Source organism: Negadavirga shengliensis (assembly GCF_042652345.1).
In the GTDB taxonomy this organism is placed as follows: Bacteria; Bacteroidota; Bacteroidia; order Cytophagales; family Cyclobacteriaceae; genus Negadavirga; species Negadavirga shengliensis.
Window position 1 is genome coordinate 288,903 of record NZ_JBHSJJ010000006.1, and the last position, 16,909, is coordinate 305,811.

The 16,909-nt window shown below is 43.4% G+C and carries 16 protein-coding genes; 5 read left to right on the forward strand and 11 right to left on the reverse strand.

The features are described from left to right. Nucleotides 1-53: 53 nt before the first annotated feature. The 5 genes from pckA to ACFPFU_RS12785 form a co-directional block, all read right to left on the reverse strand. Nucleotides 54-1,634: a phosphoenolpyruvate carboxykinase (ATP) gene (gene pckA / locus ACFPFU_RS12765; protein WP_377065060.1), complete on the reverse strand. Its 1,581-nt coding sequence runs from the start codon at nucleotides 1,632-1,634 to the stop codon at nucleotides 54-56. A gap of 159 nt (nucleotides 1,635-1,793) precedes the next feature. Further along, a complete protein-coding gene (locus tag ACFPFU_RS12770) occupies nucleotides 1,794-3,905 on the reverse strand; it encodes a hypothetical protein (RefSeq protein WP_377065062.1) in 2,112 nt (703 codons plus the stop codon). A gap of 370 nt (nucleotides 3,906-4,275) precedes the next feature. Next, nucleotides 4,276-4,761 carry a hypothetical protein gene (locus tag ACFPFU_RS12775; RefSeq protein WP_377065064.1) on the reverse strand — a complete coding sequence of 162 codons (486 nt, stop codon included), beginning with the start codon at nucleotides 4,759-4,761 and terminating at the stop codon, nucleotides 4,276-4,278. Between the two features lie 45 nt (nucleotides 4,762-4,806). Next, complete coding sequence (locus tag ACFPFU_RS12780) at nucleotides 4,807-5,142, reverse strand: MmcQ/YjbR family DNA-binding protein (protein ID WP_377065066.1); 336 nt, start codon at nucleotides 5,140-5,142, stop codon at nucleotides 4,807-4,809. Between the two features lie 94 nt (nucleotides 5,143-5,236). Then, nucleotides 5,237-5,617, reverse strand: a complete 381-nt coding sequence (locus tag ACFPFU_RS12785; protein ID WP_377065068.1) for an iron chaperone — start codon at nucleotides 5,615-5,617, stop codon at nucleotides 5,237-5,239. A gap of 275 nt (nucleotides 5,618-5,892) precedes the next feature. Between ACFPFU_RS12785 and ACFPFU_RS12790 the strand changes: the two genes are divergently transcribed. Further along, nucleotides 5,893-7,245, forward strand: coding sequence for a transglutaminase domain-containing protein (locus ACFPFU_RS12790; protein ID WP_377065070.1), 1,353 nt, complete (start codon nucleotides 5,893-5,895; stop codon nucleotides 7,243-7,245). A 111-nt stretch (nucleotides 7,246-7,356) separates the two neighbouring features. Here the strand turns inward: ACFPFU_RS12790 and ACFPFU_RS12795 are convergent, their stop codons facing one another. Beyond that, complete coding sequence (locus ACFPFU_RS12795) at nucleotides 7,357-7,527, reverse strand: hypothetical protein (RefSeq protein WP_377065072.1); 171 nt, start codon at nucleotides 7,525-7,527, stop codon at nucleotides 7,357-7,359. A 207-nt stretch (nucleotides 7,528-7,734) separates the two neighbouring features. Here ACFPFU_RS12795 and ACFPFU_RS12800 point away from each other — a divergent pair, with 207 nt between their 5' ends. Continuing rightward, entirely contained in the window at nucleotides 7,735-8,631 is an 897-nt protein-coding gene (locus tag ACFPFU_RS12800; RefSeq protein WP_377065073.1) for a universal stress protein, read from the forward strand. A 238-nt stretch (nucleotides 8,632-8,869) separates the two neighbouring features. Here ACFPFU_RS12800 and ACFPFU_RS12805 read toward each other — a convergent pair whose 3' ends face one another. Genes ACFPFU_RS12805 through ACFPFU_RS12815 form a run of 3 tightly spaced genes read right to left on the reverse strand, consistent with a single transcriptional unit; the run spans nucleotide 8,870 to nucleotide 10,719 of the window. After that, nucleotides 8,870-9,685: an alpha/beta fold hydrolase gene (locus tag ACFPFU_RS12805; RefSeq protein ID WP_377065075.1), complete on the reverse strand. Its 816-nt coding sequence runs from the start codon at nucleotides 9,683-9,685 to the stop codon at nucleotides 8,870-8,872. A 38-nt stretch (nucleotides 9,686-9,723) separates the two neighbouring features. Further along, nucleotides 9,724-10,182 (reverse strand): DoxX family protein, encoded by a 459-nt coding sequence (locus ACFPFU_RS12810; protein ID WP_377065077.1) that lies wholly within the window; start codon nucleotides 10,180-10,182, stop codon nucleotides 9,724-9,726. A 54-nt stretch (nucleotides 10,183-10,236) separates the two neighbouring features. Then, nucleotides 10,237-10,719 carry a Crp/Fnr family transcriptional regulator gene (locus ACFPFU_RS12815; protein ID WP_377065079.1) on the reverse strand — a complete coding sequence of 161 codons (483 nt, stop codon included), beginning with the start codon at nucleotides 10,717-10,719 and terminating at the stop codon, nucleotides 10,237-10,239. Between the two features lie 593 nt (nucleotides 10,720-11,312). Here ACFPFU_RS12815 and ACFPFU_RS12820 point away from each other — a divergent pair. The 3 genes from ACFPFU_RS12820 to ACFPFU_RS12830 all read left to right on the forward strand — a co-directional run bounded on the left by ACFPFU_RS12820 (nucleotide 11,313) and on the right by ACFPFU_RS12830 (nucleotide 14,432). Continuing rightward, nucleotides 11,313-12,791: a PAS domain-containing sensor histidine kinase gene (locus ACFPFU_RS12820; RefSeq protein ID WP_377065081.1), complete on the forward strand. Its 1,479-nt coding sequence runs from the start codon at nucleotides 11,313-11,315 to the stop codon at nucleotides 12,789-12,791. Further along, a complete protein-coding gene (locus ACFPFU_RS12825) occupies nucleotides 12,785-13,225 on the forward strand; it encodes a response regulator (RefSeq protein WP_377065083.1) in 441 nt (146 codons plus the stop codon). The genes ACFPFU_RS12820 and ACFPFU_RS12825 overlap by 7 nt, the downstream gene beginning before the upstream one ends. Nucleotides 13,226-14,009: 784 nt before the next feature. Further along, a complete protein-coding gene (locus tag ACFPFU_RS12830; protein WP_377065085.1) occupies nucleotides 14,010-14,432 on the forward strand; it encodes a DUF6567 family protein in 423 nt (140 codons plus the stop codon). A gap of 53 nt (nucleotides 14,433-14,485) precedes the next feature. On the opposite strand, the gene ACFPFU_RS12835 is transcribed toward ACFPFU_RS12830, so the two are convergent. Together ACFPFU_RS12835 and ACFPFU_RS12840 are read right to left on the reverse strand one after the other, a co-directional pair. After that, complete coding sequence (locus ACFPFU_RS12835; protein WP_377065087.1) at nucleotides 14,486-14,914, reverse strand: ester cyclase; 429 nt, start codon at nucleotides 14,912-14,914, stop codon at nucleotides 14,486-14,488. Nucleotides 14,915-15,130: 216 nt separating this feature from the next. Next, nucleotides 15,131-16,843, reverse strand: coding sequence for a LuxR C-terminal-related transcriptional regulator (locus ACFPFU_RS12840; RefSeq protein WP_377065089.1), 1,713 nt, complete (start codon nucleotides 16,841-16,843; stop codon nucleotides 15,131-15,133). Between the last annotated feature and the right edge of the window lie 66 nt (nucleotides 16,844-16,909).

Below are 16,909 nucleotides of genomic sequence, written 5' to 3' on the forward strand. Positions count from 1 at the left end.
GGTCGGGAAGGTGATGAGTCGAATTCGTAGTTACCGCTCATACGTCGTGCCGATTAAATGAGTGGTCCGGCTTTTATAATTTCCTTACTGGTCTTGTTTTCAAACTGTTTGAAATTTTCCATAAATAAACGCACCACTTTGGCTTTTGTCTCTTTGAATTTCCCCTTGTCTTCCCATGTGTTTTCAGGGATGAGCATTTCAGAGGGGACATTTGGGCAGTTTAAGGGAATCTCTAAGCCGAAATGTTTTTCCCTATGGGTCGGCACATTTTCAAAGTCCCCATGATGGATGGCATCCAAAATGGCACGGGTGTATTTGAGCTTGATGCGTGACCCTACGCCATAACCCCCGCCTGTCCAGCCGGTATTCACCAGCCAGGCGGATACCTGGTGTGTTTTCATCATTTTTGCAAGCAAATCGCCGTACACATGGGGATGCCACATGATAAAAGCCGCACCAAAGCAAGCGCTGAAGGTGGCTTGAGGTTCTTTTACACCCATTTCAGTGCCGGCTACTTTGGCAGTATATCCGGAAATGAAATGATAACTTGCCTGCTCAGGGCTTAATTTGCTCACAGGAGGCAAAACCCCAAAAGCATCGCAGGTAAGGAAAATGATGTTTTTGGGATGGCCCGCAAGACAGGGCATTTGCACATTTTCAATAAACCGGATAGGGTAGGAGGCCCTGGTGTTCTCAGTGATGGAAGTATCGCTATAATCCACATTTCTGGTGATGGGATCAAGTACTACATTCTCCAGAACGGTGCCATAGCGGATTGCTTGGTAGATGTCGGGTTCATTTTCCTCACTTAAATCTATGGCTTTTGCATAGCAGCCGCCTTCAATATTAAATACCCCGTCCGCATGCCAGCAGTGTTCGTCATCACCGATAAGTTTCCTTTTCGGATCTGCACTTAAGGTGGTTTTGCCGGTTCCGGATAGTCCAAAAAGCAGGGTAACATCACCATCCTCGCCCACATTGGCGGAGCAATGCATGGGCAGGACATTCTGAAGAGGCATCAGGTAGTTCATGATGGAGAACACCCCTTTTTTCATTTCACCAGCGTATTCCGTTCCCAAAATCACCACCTCTTTTCTTTCCAAGCTGATGCCAATGCTGGTTTTTGAGGACGAAGAAGTGGTATAGCGGTTGGCGGGAAAACTTCCCGCATTAAAAATGACATAATCCGGTTCTCCAAAGTCCTTTAGCTCATCCAGGGTGGGCATAATGAGCATATTTTGCATGAACAAGGCGTGGTAGGCCCGGGTACAGATGATTCTGATTTTTAAGCGGTATCTTGGATCCCAGCCGGCAAATGCATCCACCACGTAGAGATGCTCTCTGGTATTGAAGTAATCTATGGCTCTTTCCCTGTTGGCCATAAAGGTATGCTCGTTCATTTCCAGGTTCACAGGTCCCCAATCGATGTTTTTCCCGGAATTTTTGTGCCGGACGATCCTTTTGTCTTTTGGGCTGCGACCGGTTTTTTTTCCGGAATAGACGACCAAAGCCCCTTTATCGGAAAGCGCCGATCCCTTTTCCAGCTGCAATGCCGATTCGTATAAGACCGCTGTTTCTCCGTTTCTGATGATTTTGTTAACTTCTATTCCGTAGGGTTGTAGCAGGGTATCCATGATTTTCTGTTTGGCTGAGATAATGGCTTAAAGTTATGGGTTTTAAAATAACACCGATATGTTAAAAAAGGTCTAAAAACCTGATCTTTGTCAATCATTTTTGGGATTAATGTTTGTTATAACCGGTGCTTGGTTATAACATCCCTTGCTGAAATGAACTCAAAAACTGTTTGGGATATTCGCCGGAACATACGCCTCCAGTTTGTATGCAGTTCCATTGTAGTTCATGGTCACATTTCTATCGGCTTCGGCAGCCGTTATCCGGCCGTTATCCAGTTGCAGCACAAATTGACAAAGATCATCAAAGATTACATTTAGGGTGCCATCGCCATTTAAATCGATTTCCTTTCCTTCTCCTCCTGCAGCTGTTTTCCCGATGAACATATTGTTCTCCACGGTTCCCAAGAGGGTGCTGAAGCCGTTTTTTTTCCATTGGAAAGAAGCATGAAGATCCTTTGCGGCAGGGTCTGAAGGGGATTTCGGATAAACCAATATATCCACCGAGGATTCCTCTGTTTCGAAGCGGAAAGGTTTTAACCACCCATAGGTACTTCGGATAGAAGGGGCATCTTCGTGGATGCTGAACTCTTTGTTGAGGCTTATAAAATACTGATTATCAATATTTTCCTGATAACGGGTAAATACCATGTTGTGCTCCTTTTCCGTGAGGAGGGTTCGTCCGTCGTTTTCAAGGAGAGGTATGGTCATTCCATAGGGGAGATTTTGCGGCGTACTGAGGCGTGCGATTACAAAATCAGGGGTAATCGTAAAATCATGCCGGAAATAAGGCCCGCCCCTTCCTGTGACATAAGAATAGTGTAAGGTGAATTTGACCAATAGCGGGTGGACAAAATGGACTTCGGCTACCGCTTGAAAGTTGGCAGCCAAATCTGAAATCCTCACCCAGTGATCCTTTTCCATCCATTCTGGTCCGAAGGTGATACCGCTTAATGCCCGGTAGGTATCCAGGGTATCTCCCGAGGTGGTTTTCAATGTAAACGGGGTGCCGGCTTTAAGATCATGCTCGCCATCGGATGGTCCGAGTCTGGCATCCCAATTGGTCTTGCTGAATCGGATTACCCCAAGCGGTGTCCAACTGAGGTTATATTTGGGCACACTTGCACCGCGCAGGTTAGCGACTACTTGGAGCCCTCCTGCATTGGCGAAAAATGAAGAGAACTTATCATCGGTCTTAAAAGCATATCCTCCGATTTCTGTGGGAGCCGGATATTCGGTGATTTCTGACTGCCGGCTAAGCCAGGCCTCAGCAAGGTGCTGTACAATGGCGCCTGTGTAGTTACCCCATTGGCTGGCCGGTTGGTATCCCACCCGTTCTCCCGGGTCAAAAAAATTCTTGGTGATGGAAAAGGATCCTTCCCAGGGTGCGTCATCCCGCTGCCACCTCCGGATGCTCTGAAAGGCGAGATTAGCGGCTCTCCGGTATCTCCCTGCCAACAGTTTATCACCGTGTTCCAACGCATCCTCCGCCAATACCTCAAATGCCAACTGATAGAGCACATCATTGAATACATGGTTGTCGGTACGGCCATTGGCAGGGGCTTGGCCGTCTGGCGCCTGAAGCAGCAGGGAGGTAAGGGTGCCTTTCCGGATGGCCGATTTGATTTCTTTATGAGAAGGGCCATCATATCCTTCCATTGCCAAGCCGATAAGATTTCCCCTTCCTACAGCCTCTACTGCAAGGGATTGTGGGTCGCTGCTCCAATCCTGATAGAGGTGCCATTTATCCTGCATGATCCTCACCCTTTGGGTATGCTGGTGCCAGGCGTCTTCTATAAAACGAGTGGCGTCTTCCCGGTCTGTCAGGCCCAGTTGAACCCGGCTCCATTCGCCTTTCATGGCATACGTGCGCCAGTTGTTGATCCTGCCGTCAAAATTTTGCATGATTTTTTCGAGTGGAGTTTTCATCCTTTCCCGCCACTCCAAATATTTTTCTTCAGAGACATGGGGCCGGTAAAATTCTAGGGCATGGCTCAATGGGCTGATGAAGAACTCGCCATGCTCATCCGGGATGGATTTGCTGCCTTTTGCCACACAGGATGTGGCATGCTCCATGGCCTTTATGCCCGCCTCCTTCAATGCATCGCCTTTGCCGCCATGTAGTAGGACCCCTACCGCAAAAGCGAAATAGGGTGTGGAATATTGGTGTTCCCGGTGAAGATAGGGATCTATAATGGCCCCGGATGCATCTTGATGTTTGGCCATCACCAAACAAACCTTTTCTATGGTTTGCAATATATGGTCCTTTTCCACGGATGAGGATTTCCACGGGTTAGCGGTGAGGTGAAAGGGTAGGTTCGGTAAACTTTCCGGTAAATCCTGGGCATACATTTGATTTACAAGGAAAAAGCAAAGCCCAGAAATAAAAACCAAATTTCTAAACAGATGGCACATTGCAATTCGTTTAATGAAAAGGATTATGGTAAAAATAAGAATTGTCAACTAATATCAAATTGGATTGCGGGATGTATCTTTAGAATAACTGATACATATAATCTCTTTTTCAGAAATCTATTACTCACCGTTTGATGCCAGGAAGACGGTGCAGTTAGTTCCACACCGCAGTTGTTTTTTTAAACATGCAAGAGATCAACAACGCTGCTTGCGGAAGCTGGTCAGGATGTTATGATGTGACTGGCGGAAACGTTTCTATCCTGTCGATAGTTTCTTCCACACTCAGGTGGGTAGTTTCTAACTTGTGTAGGTACTCAGGCCAAATGTATTCATCAAGTTCCTTCCTAACTACATCCACCCTGTCCCGCATTTGGTCCTCGGGCGGTCTTAACTCATCCCGGCGGTGATTTTCAACAGGTTCACAATCCAGACGGACTACTTTTATGGCGTTTATCGATTTCGATTTGGATAGCGCGTTTACCAGGATTTCTATACCAAAAGGGCTCCAGACATTTTCCATGGCCACAGGCATTTGATGTGACAAGTATTCATGGGCCACCTTTACAGTTAAGTTGGCGACGAATCTTTCTTCCTCTTCATTCCACCGGGGAAAACTGCTGTCAAATATCCATTCCGTGAAATAATCGCATTCTATAATCGCACCGTTTTTCCTTTTGGCCCAAGCCTTGCCAGGGTGGTTTTGCCAATCCCGCATGGTCCTGTAATGATCATTGCTTCCATATTTCAGGGAATCTGTATTTTATTGAATCTTTACTGAAAGGCTTTTTGGAGCTACGAGGCAGTAAGAGGCCTTTATGGCGTCCATTAACATGTCTCTTTTAACATTTTGCAATTCGATTACGGTCCAGCCTTTTTTGCCCCAAGCTCCTTTAACCGGATAGAAGACGGTTCCGTCAAAGGCACAAAAAACAGATTGATCTATTTCTGAAAGCTTGACCACCACCTGTCGCTTTTTCTCATCCAGGGTAGCAAATATCTTTTTTCTTACCCTGAAAGATCCTTTTTCGAAATGGACTTCCTCAGATGACTCCGGAAATGAGCCAGCCAGGTTCTTGAACTCTTCGATGGTTACCATAATTGTTAGGGCAATGTTTTTTTTAGTTTAAACGGTCACCTCAACGGAGAGGATATGAAAAATACGCCCCGGGGTCGGTTCTCTATTTCCTGACCTACTTCTGCTTTTTTCTTTTTTCCAAATTTACCTTTACGCGGAACTGTACGATTTTAACAATCAAATCCAGAGGCATGGGTTTGGCGAGCGGAAACTGGACAGAGCCTTTTCCTGTTTTGTAGGAAGACAATTCTTGCTTGAAAAAGTCATTTTCCACGGGTACCGGATAAAAGCCGATATGCTTTTTGTAAGCAGCAAAATATACCAGATAGTGCCCGTGGAGATTAAATGTAGGCATGCCGTAACTGATGCTTTCTTCTGCTTCAGGTACAACATTTTTAATGGTTGCCCGGATTTCTTCAAGTACCCTTTGGGTTTCCTGGGGAAAGCCCGCAATGTATTCACTTATACTTTCAGCTTTTTTGTCTGTGGCGGACATGGGGATCATCTGTTTTTATGTAAAGGTAAAACTTGAAAACCTGATTAAAAATGGCATAAAACGTCATATCATGGGGGTGATTGCGAAATTCTTGTCTTTTAACCGGTAATGACGCTTGAACCCTAAAGATTGATGGATTTGACCAAATATTATAGGCGGGTCTGTAAATAGCTTGGGATGTATTATCTTTGATAAGAGACGATGGGTATCTATTACCACCAGCATTTTCATTTTACGGAATTGCGTGCCCATAGGACAATAAATTAAAATGCTTTATGATAAACCTACGAATACTTCTTTTGGGACTGATATTGATTGTATCATCCTGCCAGCCGGATTCCAAAGAGAAGAAAGACGGCCGGGTAAGTGATGGGAACAAAAAGATTGCTAAAGTGGATATTGCAGAAATTGAAGCGGGAATCAAAACTTATATTGAAAATAGGGAAAAGGAGGGGGAAGGTTATTTTCATTTGAGCGATAGCGACCATGATTTGCAACTGAAACTGGTCAGGGTGCATACGGAATATCTTTCCAACCTTGGTCCGGGCCGTTTTTTTGCCTGTGTGGATTTAGCCGATGTGAGCGGCGATGTTTACGATGTGGATTTTTTCATGGAGGGTGAACCGGGGAATATGACCGTCACGGAAACCACTGTTCACAAACTTAACGGTAAACCCAATTATACCTGGAAACAGCAAAAGGACAAAACCTGGTACAGGGTTCCAGTGGAAGGGGCTTCAACAGATCTCTTGGGGGTGATCGAAGGACAGGATGAGTTTGAGTTCAGTTACCGGGCCAAACTGCCCAAAATCACCGAGGGAGCCAAAATGTGGATTCCCATGGCAAAGAGTGATAGTTTCCAAACGGTAAACCTGGTTTCTTTAAGGGCTCCCGGAACCCGGGAAATTCTGGAGGAAAAGGAAAACGGCAATACCATCTTATATCTGGAACTGGAACCGGGACACAGTGATGAAACGGTGGAAATCATCTATCACGTAAAGCGTCTGGAAAAAGGCCCTTACGAGGAAAAAGAAGCATTTTTAGACAAATATTTGGGTTCCAACAGGCTGATGCCGGTGGACAGGCGCTTCCGGGAGATTGCCCTGGAGGCCATAGGAGACAAACGCAAAGACAGTAAACTGATGCAGGCCAGGGCCATCTATGATTATATTATAGACAATATGCGTTACATGAAATATGGGGATTACGGCAAAGGGGATGCGGTGTATGCCTGTGATGCAAAGACGGGCAATTGTACGGAGTTTCATTCACTTTTCATTTCATTGGCGAGGTCCGTGGATATTCCTGCACGTTTCTCGATAGGTGCATCTATCCCTTCAGAAAGGAATGAGGGTGGAATCGATGGGTATCATTGTTGGGCAGAATTTTATGCCGAGGGGAAATGGTGGCCTGTGGATATCAGTGAAGGCAATAAATACACGGCTTTAGCCACCTATTATTTTGGACGTCATCCTGCCAACAGGATAGAATTGAGTCATGGAAGGGACATAGAAATTGTTCCCGGTCCCGAAGCAGGGCCTATTAATTTTCTGGTTTTTCCCATATTGGAAGTGGGGGGCAAGCCGGCCATAGTGGAAACTACCTTTTCTTTTACCCGAAACTCATAAGAAAAAAGAACAAAAAATATCCGGAAATGAAAAAGCCTTTTCCGGATATTTGCGCACAATAGATCTTGTTTTTTTAAAACATTTTCACTTGTCTTAACTATTTGGACGCGCCTATTGTTCTGTAGGATGCTCCTCCTCAGTGGGATGCTCGTCTCCTTCCGAATGTTCGGTGTGGCTGGCTTCTTTTTTATTTCCGCATGAGACCAATGTGGCAGAAAATAAAAACCCAAATAGTGAGGCAAGTAACAAGAAAGATCGGAGTCCTTTAAGCCAATTTATCATATCGTGTGGTTTTTATGGTTAACGATGATTTTTTAGGTGATATTTTTAAGTTAATCCAAATATACTATTATTCATGGATAGTTGGTAATATTCTTTCTTCTATTAATGCCTCATTCTCCACCGCTCTAAAAAGCGACAAAATGATTTTTGTCATTGGACAGGAACCAACAATCTCTGAAATTTATAATATGGATATCAAAAAAGAAGATGATGCAAAAGTTGTTGTATGCTACTGACTTTTCCGAAAACGCCACCAAGGCCTTTGAATTTGCATTGAAAATCACTTATCAGTACGATGCTGAATTGACAATGATGCATGTTTTTGCCCTGCCTCATGCCTCGATGGACTACCCCAGTAGCTTTAATATACAAGAAATGCGGGGACAGGCCATTAATGATTTTCAGAAAAGCTTGAAGGACTTGTTTGAGGAATTTAACCGGGAAACCGGCAAAAAAACCAAGGTGGATTTCAGAGCAGTTGAGAATTCCTCTACAACAGAAGGCATAATAGAAGTAGCCAACGGGATTGACCCTGATTTGATCATAACCGGCACAAAAGGGGGCAGCAAAATAAAAACTTTAATTTTTGGGAGTACTGCTGAATCCCTGATTGCCCGGTCACCTTTCCCCGTATTGGCCGTTCCTGAAAAAGCGGTTTATCAGGATTTCGCCAGGATTTTATTTGCGACTGATTTTTGTGAAGAGGATTTAACTGCGCTGTCCCATTGGGTTGGCGCTTTTCAGCCGTGGTCCCCTGAATTCACGCTGATCCATATCGACACACGAATCGATAAACCGGGCGATGATAAAATGGAAGAATTTAAAAGTTTGGTGGAGAAGAATATCGGTTATCAGAAAATAAAATTTCATCTGCTGTTTGCGGACACCCTTCAGGATTATGACAGTTTGAGTCTTTTTCTCCAAAGAAATGAGTTTGATCTGTTGCTCATGTATGTGAAACCCAGAGAAGGGTTTATGGACAACCTATTTCATCATGACATGGTGAAGAAAATGGAATCCCGTACGCCTGTTCCTCTTTTGAGTTATAATAAGTTTTGTGTGGACAAGTGGGATGAAGTTGAAAACCACAGGGAAAAGACCTGAAATTAGGACCCAACAAGTGTCCGGTGGTTTCATGAACTGGCGATTAAATAATACAGCCATGAGTTTTGCCGGAATTGTAAACCCTTTGATCCACGTGGATGAGATTTTTTTAAACATGATGAAATTCCCGGAAAAGAGATTTTCCTGGATTTTTGGTGAGTGAAGGGCCTTACATTGAATACGATAAGGAAAGTTATGAATCACTGACTAAAAAATTGAAGGATAAGCAGATCGGAATTTATCGATCGTGACTAAATGGTAAAGTCTTTAAAAATACCTTCATCTGTGGGATTATTGCTGCGGCCAACTCATCCACTGTATGAATATGCTGCCAATCGATTCCGGTACCTAATGTCGCGTTAGGTATGAATTTCAAATATTGTTGGCCGGTGTCTGTGTTGTGTCTGGGATCATTACCGGGGATGATGAGGGTAGGGGAAATGATACCTGACAATTGTTTCCAGCTTGCTAACCTTTGGCTGTGAACAATGGCCATGGCGGCTGAAAAACTACGGGGATCGGTTCTGGGGAAGGCTGCCCTGACCATGGATTGTATGACAGGAGCCAGGTTACCCATAAAGGGATTCCAGGCTGCTTCAAGCCCACCTTGTATGGCCATTTCACCGCACTTGTTCATCAGTTCAATTTCTTTTTTGGAGGAACCTTCGCCGTCATTATCAAAAGTTTCCGGACTGATCAGGATAGTGGCTTGTACCCTTTCGGGATTGGAATATGCCACCCTTTCGGCTATGGATGAACCCAGGCCCATCCCACAAATCACAGTCTTTTTCAGGTCTAAATGGTCCATCAATGAAATGACATCCCTCGCATACTGTTGCCAGTTATGTTTGTCCCTGTCCAGACAAATTGATTCACCGTATCCGCGGATATCCGGAAAAACAACCTGGTAATCATTCTTAAGCAGCTTTGCGAAGGGGATGATACTCTGCCGGTCAGGTCCTCCACCATGCAATATGATTATGGATGGGCCTTCTCCAAGAGTGCTGGAGTATAAAGGCATGTTGTCATCGCCGAGGTATTGAATATGTTTCATGAATTTTCCATTTTTTATAATACACAACATTGCAGTGTTTACTTGTAGGCCAAAATGGCACTTATGTAAATCCATACAATAAACAGAAGCTGAAGCGGTAATCTGAACCAAAGGTAGTCGGCTCCCATTCCAGTCAGGTTAGCTTTCTGAAAATCAATGTGATGTATGGCTGCATGGATGTTGGCAGGCAACACCAGAACAAAAAATGCAATTAAAAGCCATGCCGTTGGGAATATGAGTTGGGGTATCAAAAGCCCTACAGCAGCACCTATTTCAATCGCTCCTGTAAAGTAAACCAATTCTGTTTTATAAGGAATAAAAGCAGGAATCATCATGGACATCCCTTCAGTAAAGACAAAATGACCGATTGCAGTAAATAAAAGCATGGCGGACATGGCTATTCTTCCGGATAAGCGAAGGTCGTAAAACCCTCTCAATATTTTAATAGCAATTACAGCTATTACAAAGGATACAAGCAAGACAATTAATGGTTTCATTTCTTTTTTTCTACAAAACTCGTTATCCGGTTCCCATGAAACAATGAACCCAGGTTAAGAAATCCGCCTTCTTATCCTGCTCAGGGCTTGTGGTGTGACACCAATATAGGAAGCTATATATTTGAGAGGTATCTTTCGGATAAGTTCAGGCCTTTGCGCAAACAGATCCAGGTACCTTTCTTCAGCTGTTTTGTCCAATAGTGAAAGTTCCCGCTTGGATTTAACCAGAAACTGGTTTTCCGCGTTTTTCCGTCCAATCTCATTGCCTATTTTAGTATGGGCATATACCTCCTGCAAGTCCTTGTAGTCGATCTGCCACAGGACGGTATCGGTCAACGCCTGAATTTCATATGGGCAATGGGTCTGGGTCAAAAAGGAATCGTAAGCACTCACAAAACTTCCGGAAAACGAAAAACCGAATGTTAAATCCTCGCCTGCTTTGGGCATATACAATCTCACGATCCCAGTCTCAACATAGGAAAGATGGCGCTCTGTTTTTCCCTGCTGTAGGATCGTCGCCTTTTTTGGGAAAAACACTTTTTTTAACCGTAACTTGAAAAAATTCCAATCCTCATCACATAGAATGGCAAAACTTTCTAAATATGAGCGTATACCTTCCACCATAGGAAAATCTATAATTACCTTTCTTTTTGATAATTTCCTTTTTACGCTTTAAAGTTAAGGATATTATTGATGGAGGAAGGGGTTTCCAGGGATTTCTCTCTGGCGAGAAGAAGAGGACCTCTGGCATCCCGGCTTTCATGGATAGGAAGCGGTATCGATTACCCGTTTCGAGTATCCATCACCAGGTTTAATCGGCTTTTTCCACAGTTGCTGAGATAGCCTCCTGATATGATGTTCTCGAATGGTCTTCCTAACGCTTTGTCTAGCGTACCCTATATTTTTACTGTATTCCGGATTTGCTTCTGGATTTTTTTTGTATTATTTAAAGATAAAAAGATTCTAATCATCTCTGCATAAACTCCAATAATGAAAAAAAAACAAAAAAAAGTTTTCTTTTGTTTGTGTAGATAATTATTTGGTAAATGATAAAACTACATTTATATTATTTTTTATTAATTTTTTTTTCTTTAGTTTTAGACGCTTAATCATTTTTCCCCAATTTTACTATGAACTTAAATTTCCTTTTTCAGGAATCTTTTGATCGTTTTCCTGATGGTATTGTTATATGCAATACCAAGGCGCAAATCCTTCTTGCCAATAAAAAAGCAGAAGAACTGTTTGGGTATTCCCCGGGGGAGTTGGTTTCAAAGAACATAGAAATTTTAATACCTGATTCCTTTAAAAGCCACCATGCTGTATACTTTGAAAAATATGCTTTAAATCCGGTTTCAAGAAACATGTCTTCCAGAAACTTTTTAAAGGGATTAAGAAAAGATGGGGATGAATTTTACGTGTCTGTAGCCATTAACTCAATTAAAGATGACGAACTGTACCTGATAGCGACAATCAGGGATATTTCTGATTTCATAGATTTAAATATTCAATTAGAAAAAGTACATGCCCAGCTTAAGGAGGCCCTGAAAATAAGCAATTTGGGCAATTGGGAAAACAATCTGGTAGGTGGGACGCTTTTTTGGTCTGAGGAGGTTTTTGAAATTTTTGACATAGACCCCAAAGAATGGAAGCCCTCTTATCAGTCATTTATAGAATTGGTGCACCCGGATGATCGTCAGTTGCTAGTGGAATCATATACAAATTCCCTAAAAAATAATATCCCGTACAATATTGTCCATAGATATATCACTCCTGGCGGAGAGCTTAAATATTTGCGGGAAAGGGGACAAAATCATTATGATGATAAAGGAAAGCCAATTAAGTCTGTTGGTACTGTTCAGGATGTGACATTGTTTCAAAATCAAAAAATTCTTCTTAAGGAATACATTAAGAAGGTAGAGCTCAAAAATCAGGAATTAGAAGAATACACTTATGTAGCTGCCCATGACCTTCAGGACCCGGTGAGCAACATCCGGGGCCTTATAGAAGTTGCCATTGATGTGATTCAAAACAATGATTCGAAAAGTACCGATGTCATTAAATATTTAGAACTGGTCAAAAAATCAGGTGAAAGGCTCACCAAACTCATTAGCGGGTTAATGGAAACTGCCCGACTTGGTAAGGGCAATTCATTTACGGAAGTGGATACCAAAAAAACAGTGTCAGAGGTGCTTCAAGATCTCAGATTGAAAATCACCTCAAACAATGCCAACATAGATTTTTCCAATCTACCTGTTGTACAGGGTAATGAATTCGAATTGCGGCTGCTTTTTCAAAATTTGATTTCGAACGCTATAAAATACCGCAAAAAAGACACAACCCCCATAATTAAAATAGATTGTCATGACTCCGGGCATGAGTGGCTTTTTTCAGTAGAAGACAATGGCTTGGGGATAGAGGCGAAGCACAAAGACACTTTATTTAAAATGTTCAGGAGACTACATGGATCGGATGAGATTGAAGGAACAGGTATTGGTTTGGCCCAATGCAAGAAAATCGTCAGCCTGCATAAAGGTGAAATCTGGTTTGAATCAAATTTTGGGGAAGGGACAATATTTTATTTTACTTTAAACAAACAGCAATCATGGTGAATAAAGTAGAGTTAAGACAAATCATGTTGGTAGACGATAATGATATTGTTAATTTCCTCAGTTTTGAAAATCTCAATAGGATAGGTTTTTCCAAACCGATAGACTGCTTTAAAAATGGGAGAGAAGCCATGGATTTTATACAGTCCATGACTGGACCCCACGATTTGTATGCCTGCGATTGCCCCATACTGATATTCCTGGATATCAATATGCCAATAATGAATGGCTGGGAATTTCTTGATGCTTTTAAAGACCTCGATAGGGAAGTCAAATCATTGTTTAGGATCATTGTCCTGACAAGTTCTTTTAATCCGGATGATAAGGAAAAAGCCTTAAAATATGAGGAGGTACTGTTTTTCTTGAATAAACCACTCAGTTCAGAAAACTTATCTTTTCTATCCGGTAATACTTTCGTGGACAACTCTGACCACTGATTAGATCAACCTTCCCGAAAAGCGTTTAGGTTTATCTTAAACATCGATTGAATTGGGTAACATTTGTGCATATTCAAGATAAAGCACCACATCTTTGACAGTAAATTTTGCAGTGGTGTATTTTTTTCCAGGTTTATTCCGACCAGTTGGTCATATAAATCTTTGGGATCAGCCAAGGCCACCTTTTGGTACAGTTTGACGACATTTTTGATTCTATAATCCATGTTTTTTTCTTGTGACGGATTTAACCTGGCATGCTACATCTAAAAATTCGGGGCAATGTAACATGACAGGATATACAACCCTTCCACCTAATCTCCCGGGAGATGAAGGAGGGTCTAGATACTGGGAATCTTAAAATGGGGAAGGCGGAGAACACTCCGCCTTCTGGATAACATAAGACATTAACTTTGCAGGGTAATTCTATGTTATCAGCTAAACCAAACCCTATTTTTAATTACTGAAAGGTTGTCCACCGGAAAAACTTTCATCTCAATCAAGGGAATTGCTGTCAGTGGTTTGTTGTCATCACCAGGATTTGTTGTAATAAAGGTATCACTTATTGGTTACGTTCTAGGTGATGCAAATCATCGGATTTCTACAATTTTGTCATGGCACAGCTTCAACCGGGAATAAGAAATCCAAGTTTTTTTGAGTACATGGGAAACAAAATGTCATCGCATAGAACAATAGTTAATTGTTATAGTATAAGATTTAAAAATGATAATTTTGAAACATGATTTGAATTGCTAAACCCATGTTTGTCTTAAAAAACTACCCCCACATGAAAAAGCTATTGAGAAGTTTAGTAGGATTGATAATAATCTCCGGTATACTTTCAGGATGTGTTTCGTCAGGAATGCATATGTCTTCTTCTTTGACCAATGTCCAATTGTCAGAAGCAAATTACCGGATAGTAGCCAGATCTGTCTCGGGAGAGGCCAAGGCCGGATATCTTTTTGGGGCCTCTTTTGGTGTGGGTATGTATGCCCAGGTGTTTGGGATTGCCCGCATAAGTGGAGATAAAGCTTTATACAAATCGGCCATGGACAATCTGTGGAGCAATTATGAAGCAAAGTATGGCGAGGTGGAAGGGAAAAACCTGGCTTTGATCAATGTGCGTTATGATATAGAGGCGCTTAACCTGTTCGTCTATACCCAGCCTGTTTTAACCATACAGGCCGACGTTATTGAATTTACTAACTAAGGATAAAGGTCACCATTTTATTCAGCGGAACCTTTATCCCTTAGCTTTCTCTTTTACACACTTTCAGACTGGATGCCAAGCTGCTGCAAAATGGCAGCCACGTTATAATAGCGGCGGTTTTCCACTACCAGACCGTTTTCATCCAGCTTGACAAAACTGGCCACCTCAAACTTCACCTTTTTGCCGGTAGCCGGAAGCGCGCCCGCTGGAGAGTCCAATTGACCATCATTGGTACCGGTCATTTCAAATTCGGCAGCGATCCAACTACCGCTTGCCAACACGTTGATGACCTCGCCTCTCAGGTCGGGAAAAGCTGTAAAAAATATTTCCATATCTTTTTCAATTTCCTTTCTGCCCTTCAAGGGGTCCGGATAAAAAGGATCGTGGGCAGTGGCTCCTTCCGCAAATAAACTGGCGAAAGTCCCGGCATCATGTTCATTGATGGCCTTCGTTACTTTTTCAATGAAATCGTTCTTTTCCATGATGGTGTATGTTTTGGGTTATCAATTGATTATCAGGGCGAAAAAACCTGCCGGCCGGGCTACAAGGTCATTTCAAAGGTAAGAAATCAAAAAACGCAGCACATCCGTACCCACACGTAATTTTTACACGTAGAAAAGGGAAAGATGAAGGTCAGGAAGAAAATCCGACCTGCGTGCAGAAAACCCGCTTGTCAAAATCAGTTGTGTTTCAAAAAATCACTCGCCCAGAAGATGGTTTCGGTGGGCAAAAGCTGTGGTAAAGGCTCTGGCCGCTTTTCCGGAGGCCCCGATTTTTCCATAAATGTTGGATATGTGCCGTTCTGCGGTTCTTATGCTAATGAACAATTTACGGGCAATCTCCGCATTGTCCCTTCCGGCAGCCATTTCACGCAAAATCTCCAACTCTCTGTGGGTAAGGGTCTCCGGTAAATTTTTTTCCAATTGACGGGGCTGTGCGGATTTGATTTTATTGAGGACAACACGGGCGCGTTGTTTTTCAATCACAGCCCCGAGCGATTCGAATATCCCCAAGGCCAAATGAACCTCTGCGAGCGCGTTGCTTTTCTGTCCCTGCAAATACATGGCTTGTGCAAGACCGGTTCTGGCGCGGGCGGCTTCAAAAGGATTCTTGTTCTGTTCAAAAAGCTCTAAGGCCAACTCGAAACTTTTATAAGCAAAAGCGTAATCACCCTGAGCAATGGCCACTGTTCCTTCCACATAAGCGGCTGTTGCCAACAAAGGCTCCGTCCCCACCGTGTCCGCAATTTTGCGCAACGCTGCCGCCGATTCGGTGGCCTTGAGGATTTTACCCAAGGCGATCATGATCAATACATGCAGTTCGAGTGCCGGTGGCAAAGCCAGGCGGCATGATTCAGGAGTATTTCTAAGATAACGTTCCGACAGCATGCCGGCCGTCTCAAAATCACCAAGGTCATAAGCAAGGGCGGATTTGGCTAACAAAAGCCTGTTGGCACCCAATATCCTAAAAGGTCTGGCACCGGCCTGCTTGATCAATTCGGTGGCTTCCGCCATTTTACCTCTCTTCCTGTACAGATCGGCTCTGAGCAAGATTCCCTCAGCAGCATGCGCGGGACGGCTTGATATTAGTTTTTCAGAATAAGTTTCCAAAAGAGCTTCTGCTTCGTCCCAATCCCCTTGCCATATCAATATGCCTGAGTAGTGTATTTGACACTGGGAAAACATCAAGGGGTATTTACCGCTTCCGGCGGCTTTATTCACGTGAAAACACCATTGTACCGCCCGGCCATAATCCCTTACCCGCTCGCAGGCGCTGATCAGATAGCAGCAAACCGTAATAGCAATATCAAGATCACCGATCTCTCCGGCAAGAGCAGCGGTGGCTGTCTCATCCAGTCTTTGCATGCCTTCCTTCACATGTCCCTGACAGACCAAAGCCAGCCCCTCTGTTGCCAAACCCATCATCAGAAAATCGAATTCGTTAAGCTGTCTGGCCAACTCCACGATCTCAGTACCCAAACGGAAGCTTTTTTCGGGATCATGATGGACCTCGACAGCCACATAACCGTCAAATATTTTGACCATCGCATGTTCCACACCGGGGGCCAGGTCTTCCAAAAGCCGATGCGCCCTTCTGCTCCATCCATTGGCGATGACGAATTCTCCCTGGAAAGAAAAATAATCAAAAGCCAAGGCTATGGCCACACGGGCTGCACTTTTGTTATCGCCCAGTTCCCGGTATAACCGGTAAGCTTTTTCCCGGCATGAAAAAGTAGTGGCTGCATCATCCAGCCACCAGGAAGCGAGCCCGAGATATTCCAGGCATTCCGGCGTCTCCTCAATCCGGACGGCGGCACTGAAATATTCCTTCGCTTTTTCCCAGTCATTTGTCGCAAGCGCTTCCTGACCGGATTGCATGCTTTGTTGTGCGGGATAAATGGGTCTGGACATAGGGATAATGGTTTGGTTCCCGGGGCCCGGTAGAAATATATTTCCTAAGTTAAAAAATCGGCTGCA

What these genes read in the sequence shown, in the direction of transcription:
- ACFPFU_RS12840 (WP_377065089.1), bottom strand. Translation starts at nt 16,843, where the DNA reads ATGTCCAGACCCATTTATCCCGCACAACAAAGCATGCAATCCGGTCAG.
- ACFPFU_RS12775 (WP_377065064.1), bottom strand. Translation starts at nt 4,761, where the DNA reads ATGCGGGATTGGCAAAACCACCCTGGCAAGGCTTGGGCCAAAAGGAAA.
- ACFPFU_RS12810 (WP_377065077.1), bottom strand. Translation starts at nt 10,182, where the DNA reads ATGAAACCATTAATTGTCTTGCTTGTATCCTTTGTAATAGCTGTAATT.
- ACFPFU_RS12795 (WP_377065072.1), bottom strand. Translation starts at nt 7,527, where the DNA reads ATGATAAATTGGCTTAAAGGACTCCGATCTTTCTTGTTACTTGCCTCA.
- ACFPFU_RS12800 (WP_377065073.1), top strand. Translation starts at nt 7,735, where the DNA reads ATGATGCAAAAGTTGTTGTATGCTACTGACTTTTCCGAAAACGCCACC.
- ACFPFU_RS12780 (WP_377065066.1), bottom strand. Translation starts at nt 5,142, where the DNA reads ATGGTAACCATCGAAGAGTTCAAGAACCTGGCTGGCTCATTTCCGGAG.
- pckA (WP_377065060.1), bottom strand. Translation starts at nt 1,634, where the DNA reads ATGGATACCCTGCTACAACCCTACGGAATAGAAGTTAACAAAATCATC.
- ACFPFU_RS12790 (WP_377065070.1), top strand. Translation starts at nt 5,893, where the DNA reads ATGATAAACCTACGAATACTTCTTTTGGGACTGATATTGATTGTATCA.
- ACFPFU_RS12805 (WP_377065075.1), bottom strand. Translation starts at nt 9,685, where the DNA reads ATGAAACATATTCAATACCTCGGCGATGACAACATGCCTTTATACTCC.
- ACFPFU_RS12835 (WP_377065087.1), bottom strand. Translation starts at nt 14,914, where the DNA reads ATGGAAAAGAACGATTTCATTGAAAAAGTAACGAAGGCCATCAATGAA.
- ACFPFU_RS12825 (WP_377065083.1), top strand. Translation starts at nt 12,785, where the DNA reads ATGGTGAATAAAGTAGAGTTAAGACAAATCATGTTGGTAGACGATAAT.
- ACFPFU_RS12785 (WP_377065068.1), bottom strand. Translation starts at nt 5,617, where the DNA reads ATGTCCGCCACAGACAAAAAAGCTGAAAGTATAAGTGAATACATTGCG.
- ACFPFU_RS12830 (WP_377065085.1), top strand. Translation starts at nt 14,010, where the DNA reads ATGAAAAAGCTATTGAGAAGTTTAGTAGGATTGATAATAATCTCCGGT.
- ACFPFU_RS12820 (WP_377065081.1), top strand. Translation starts at nt 11,313, where the DNA reads ATGAACTTAAATTTCCTTTTTCAGGAATCTTTTGATCGTTTTCCTGAT.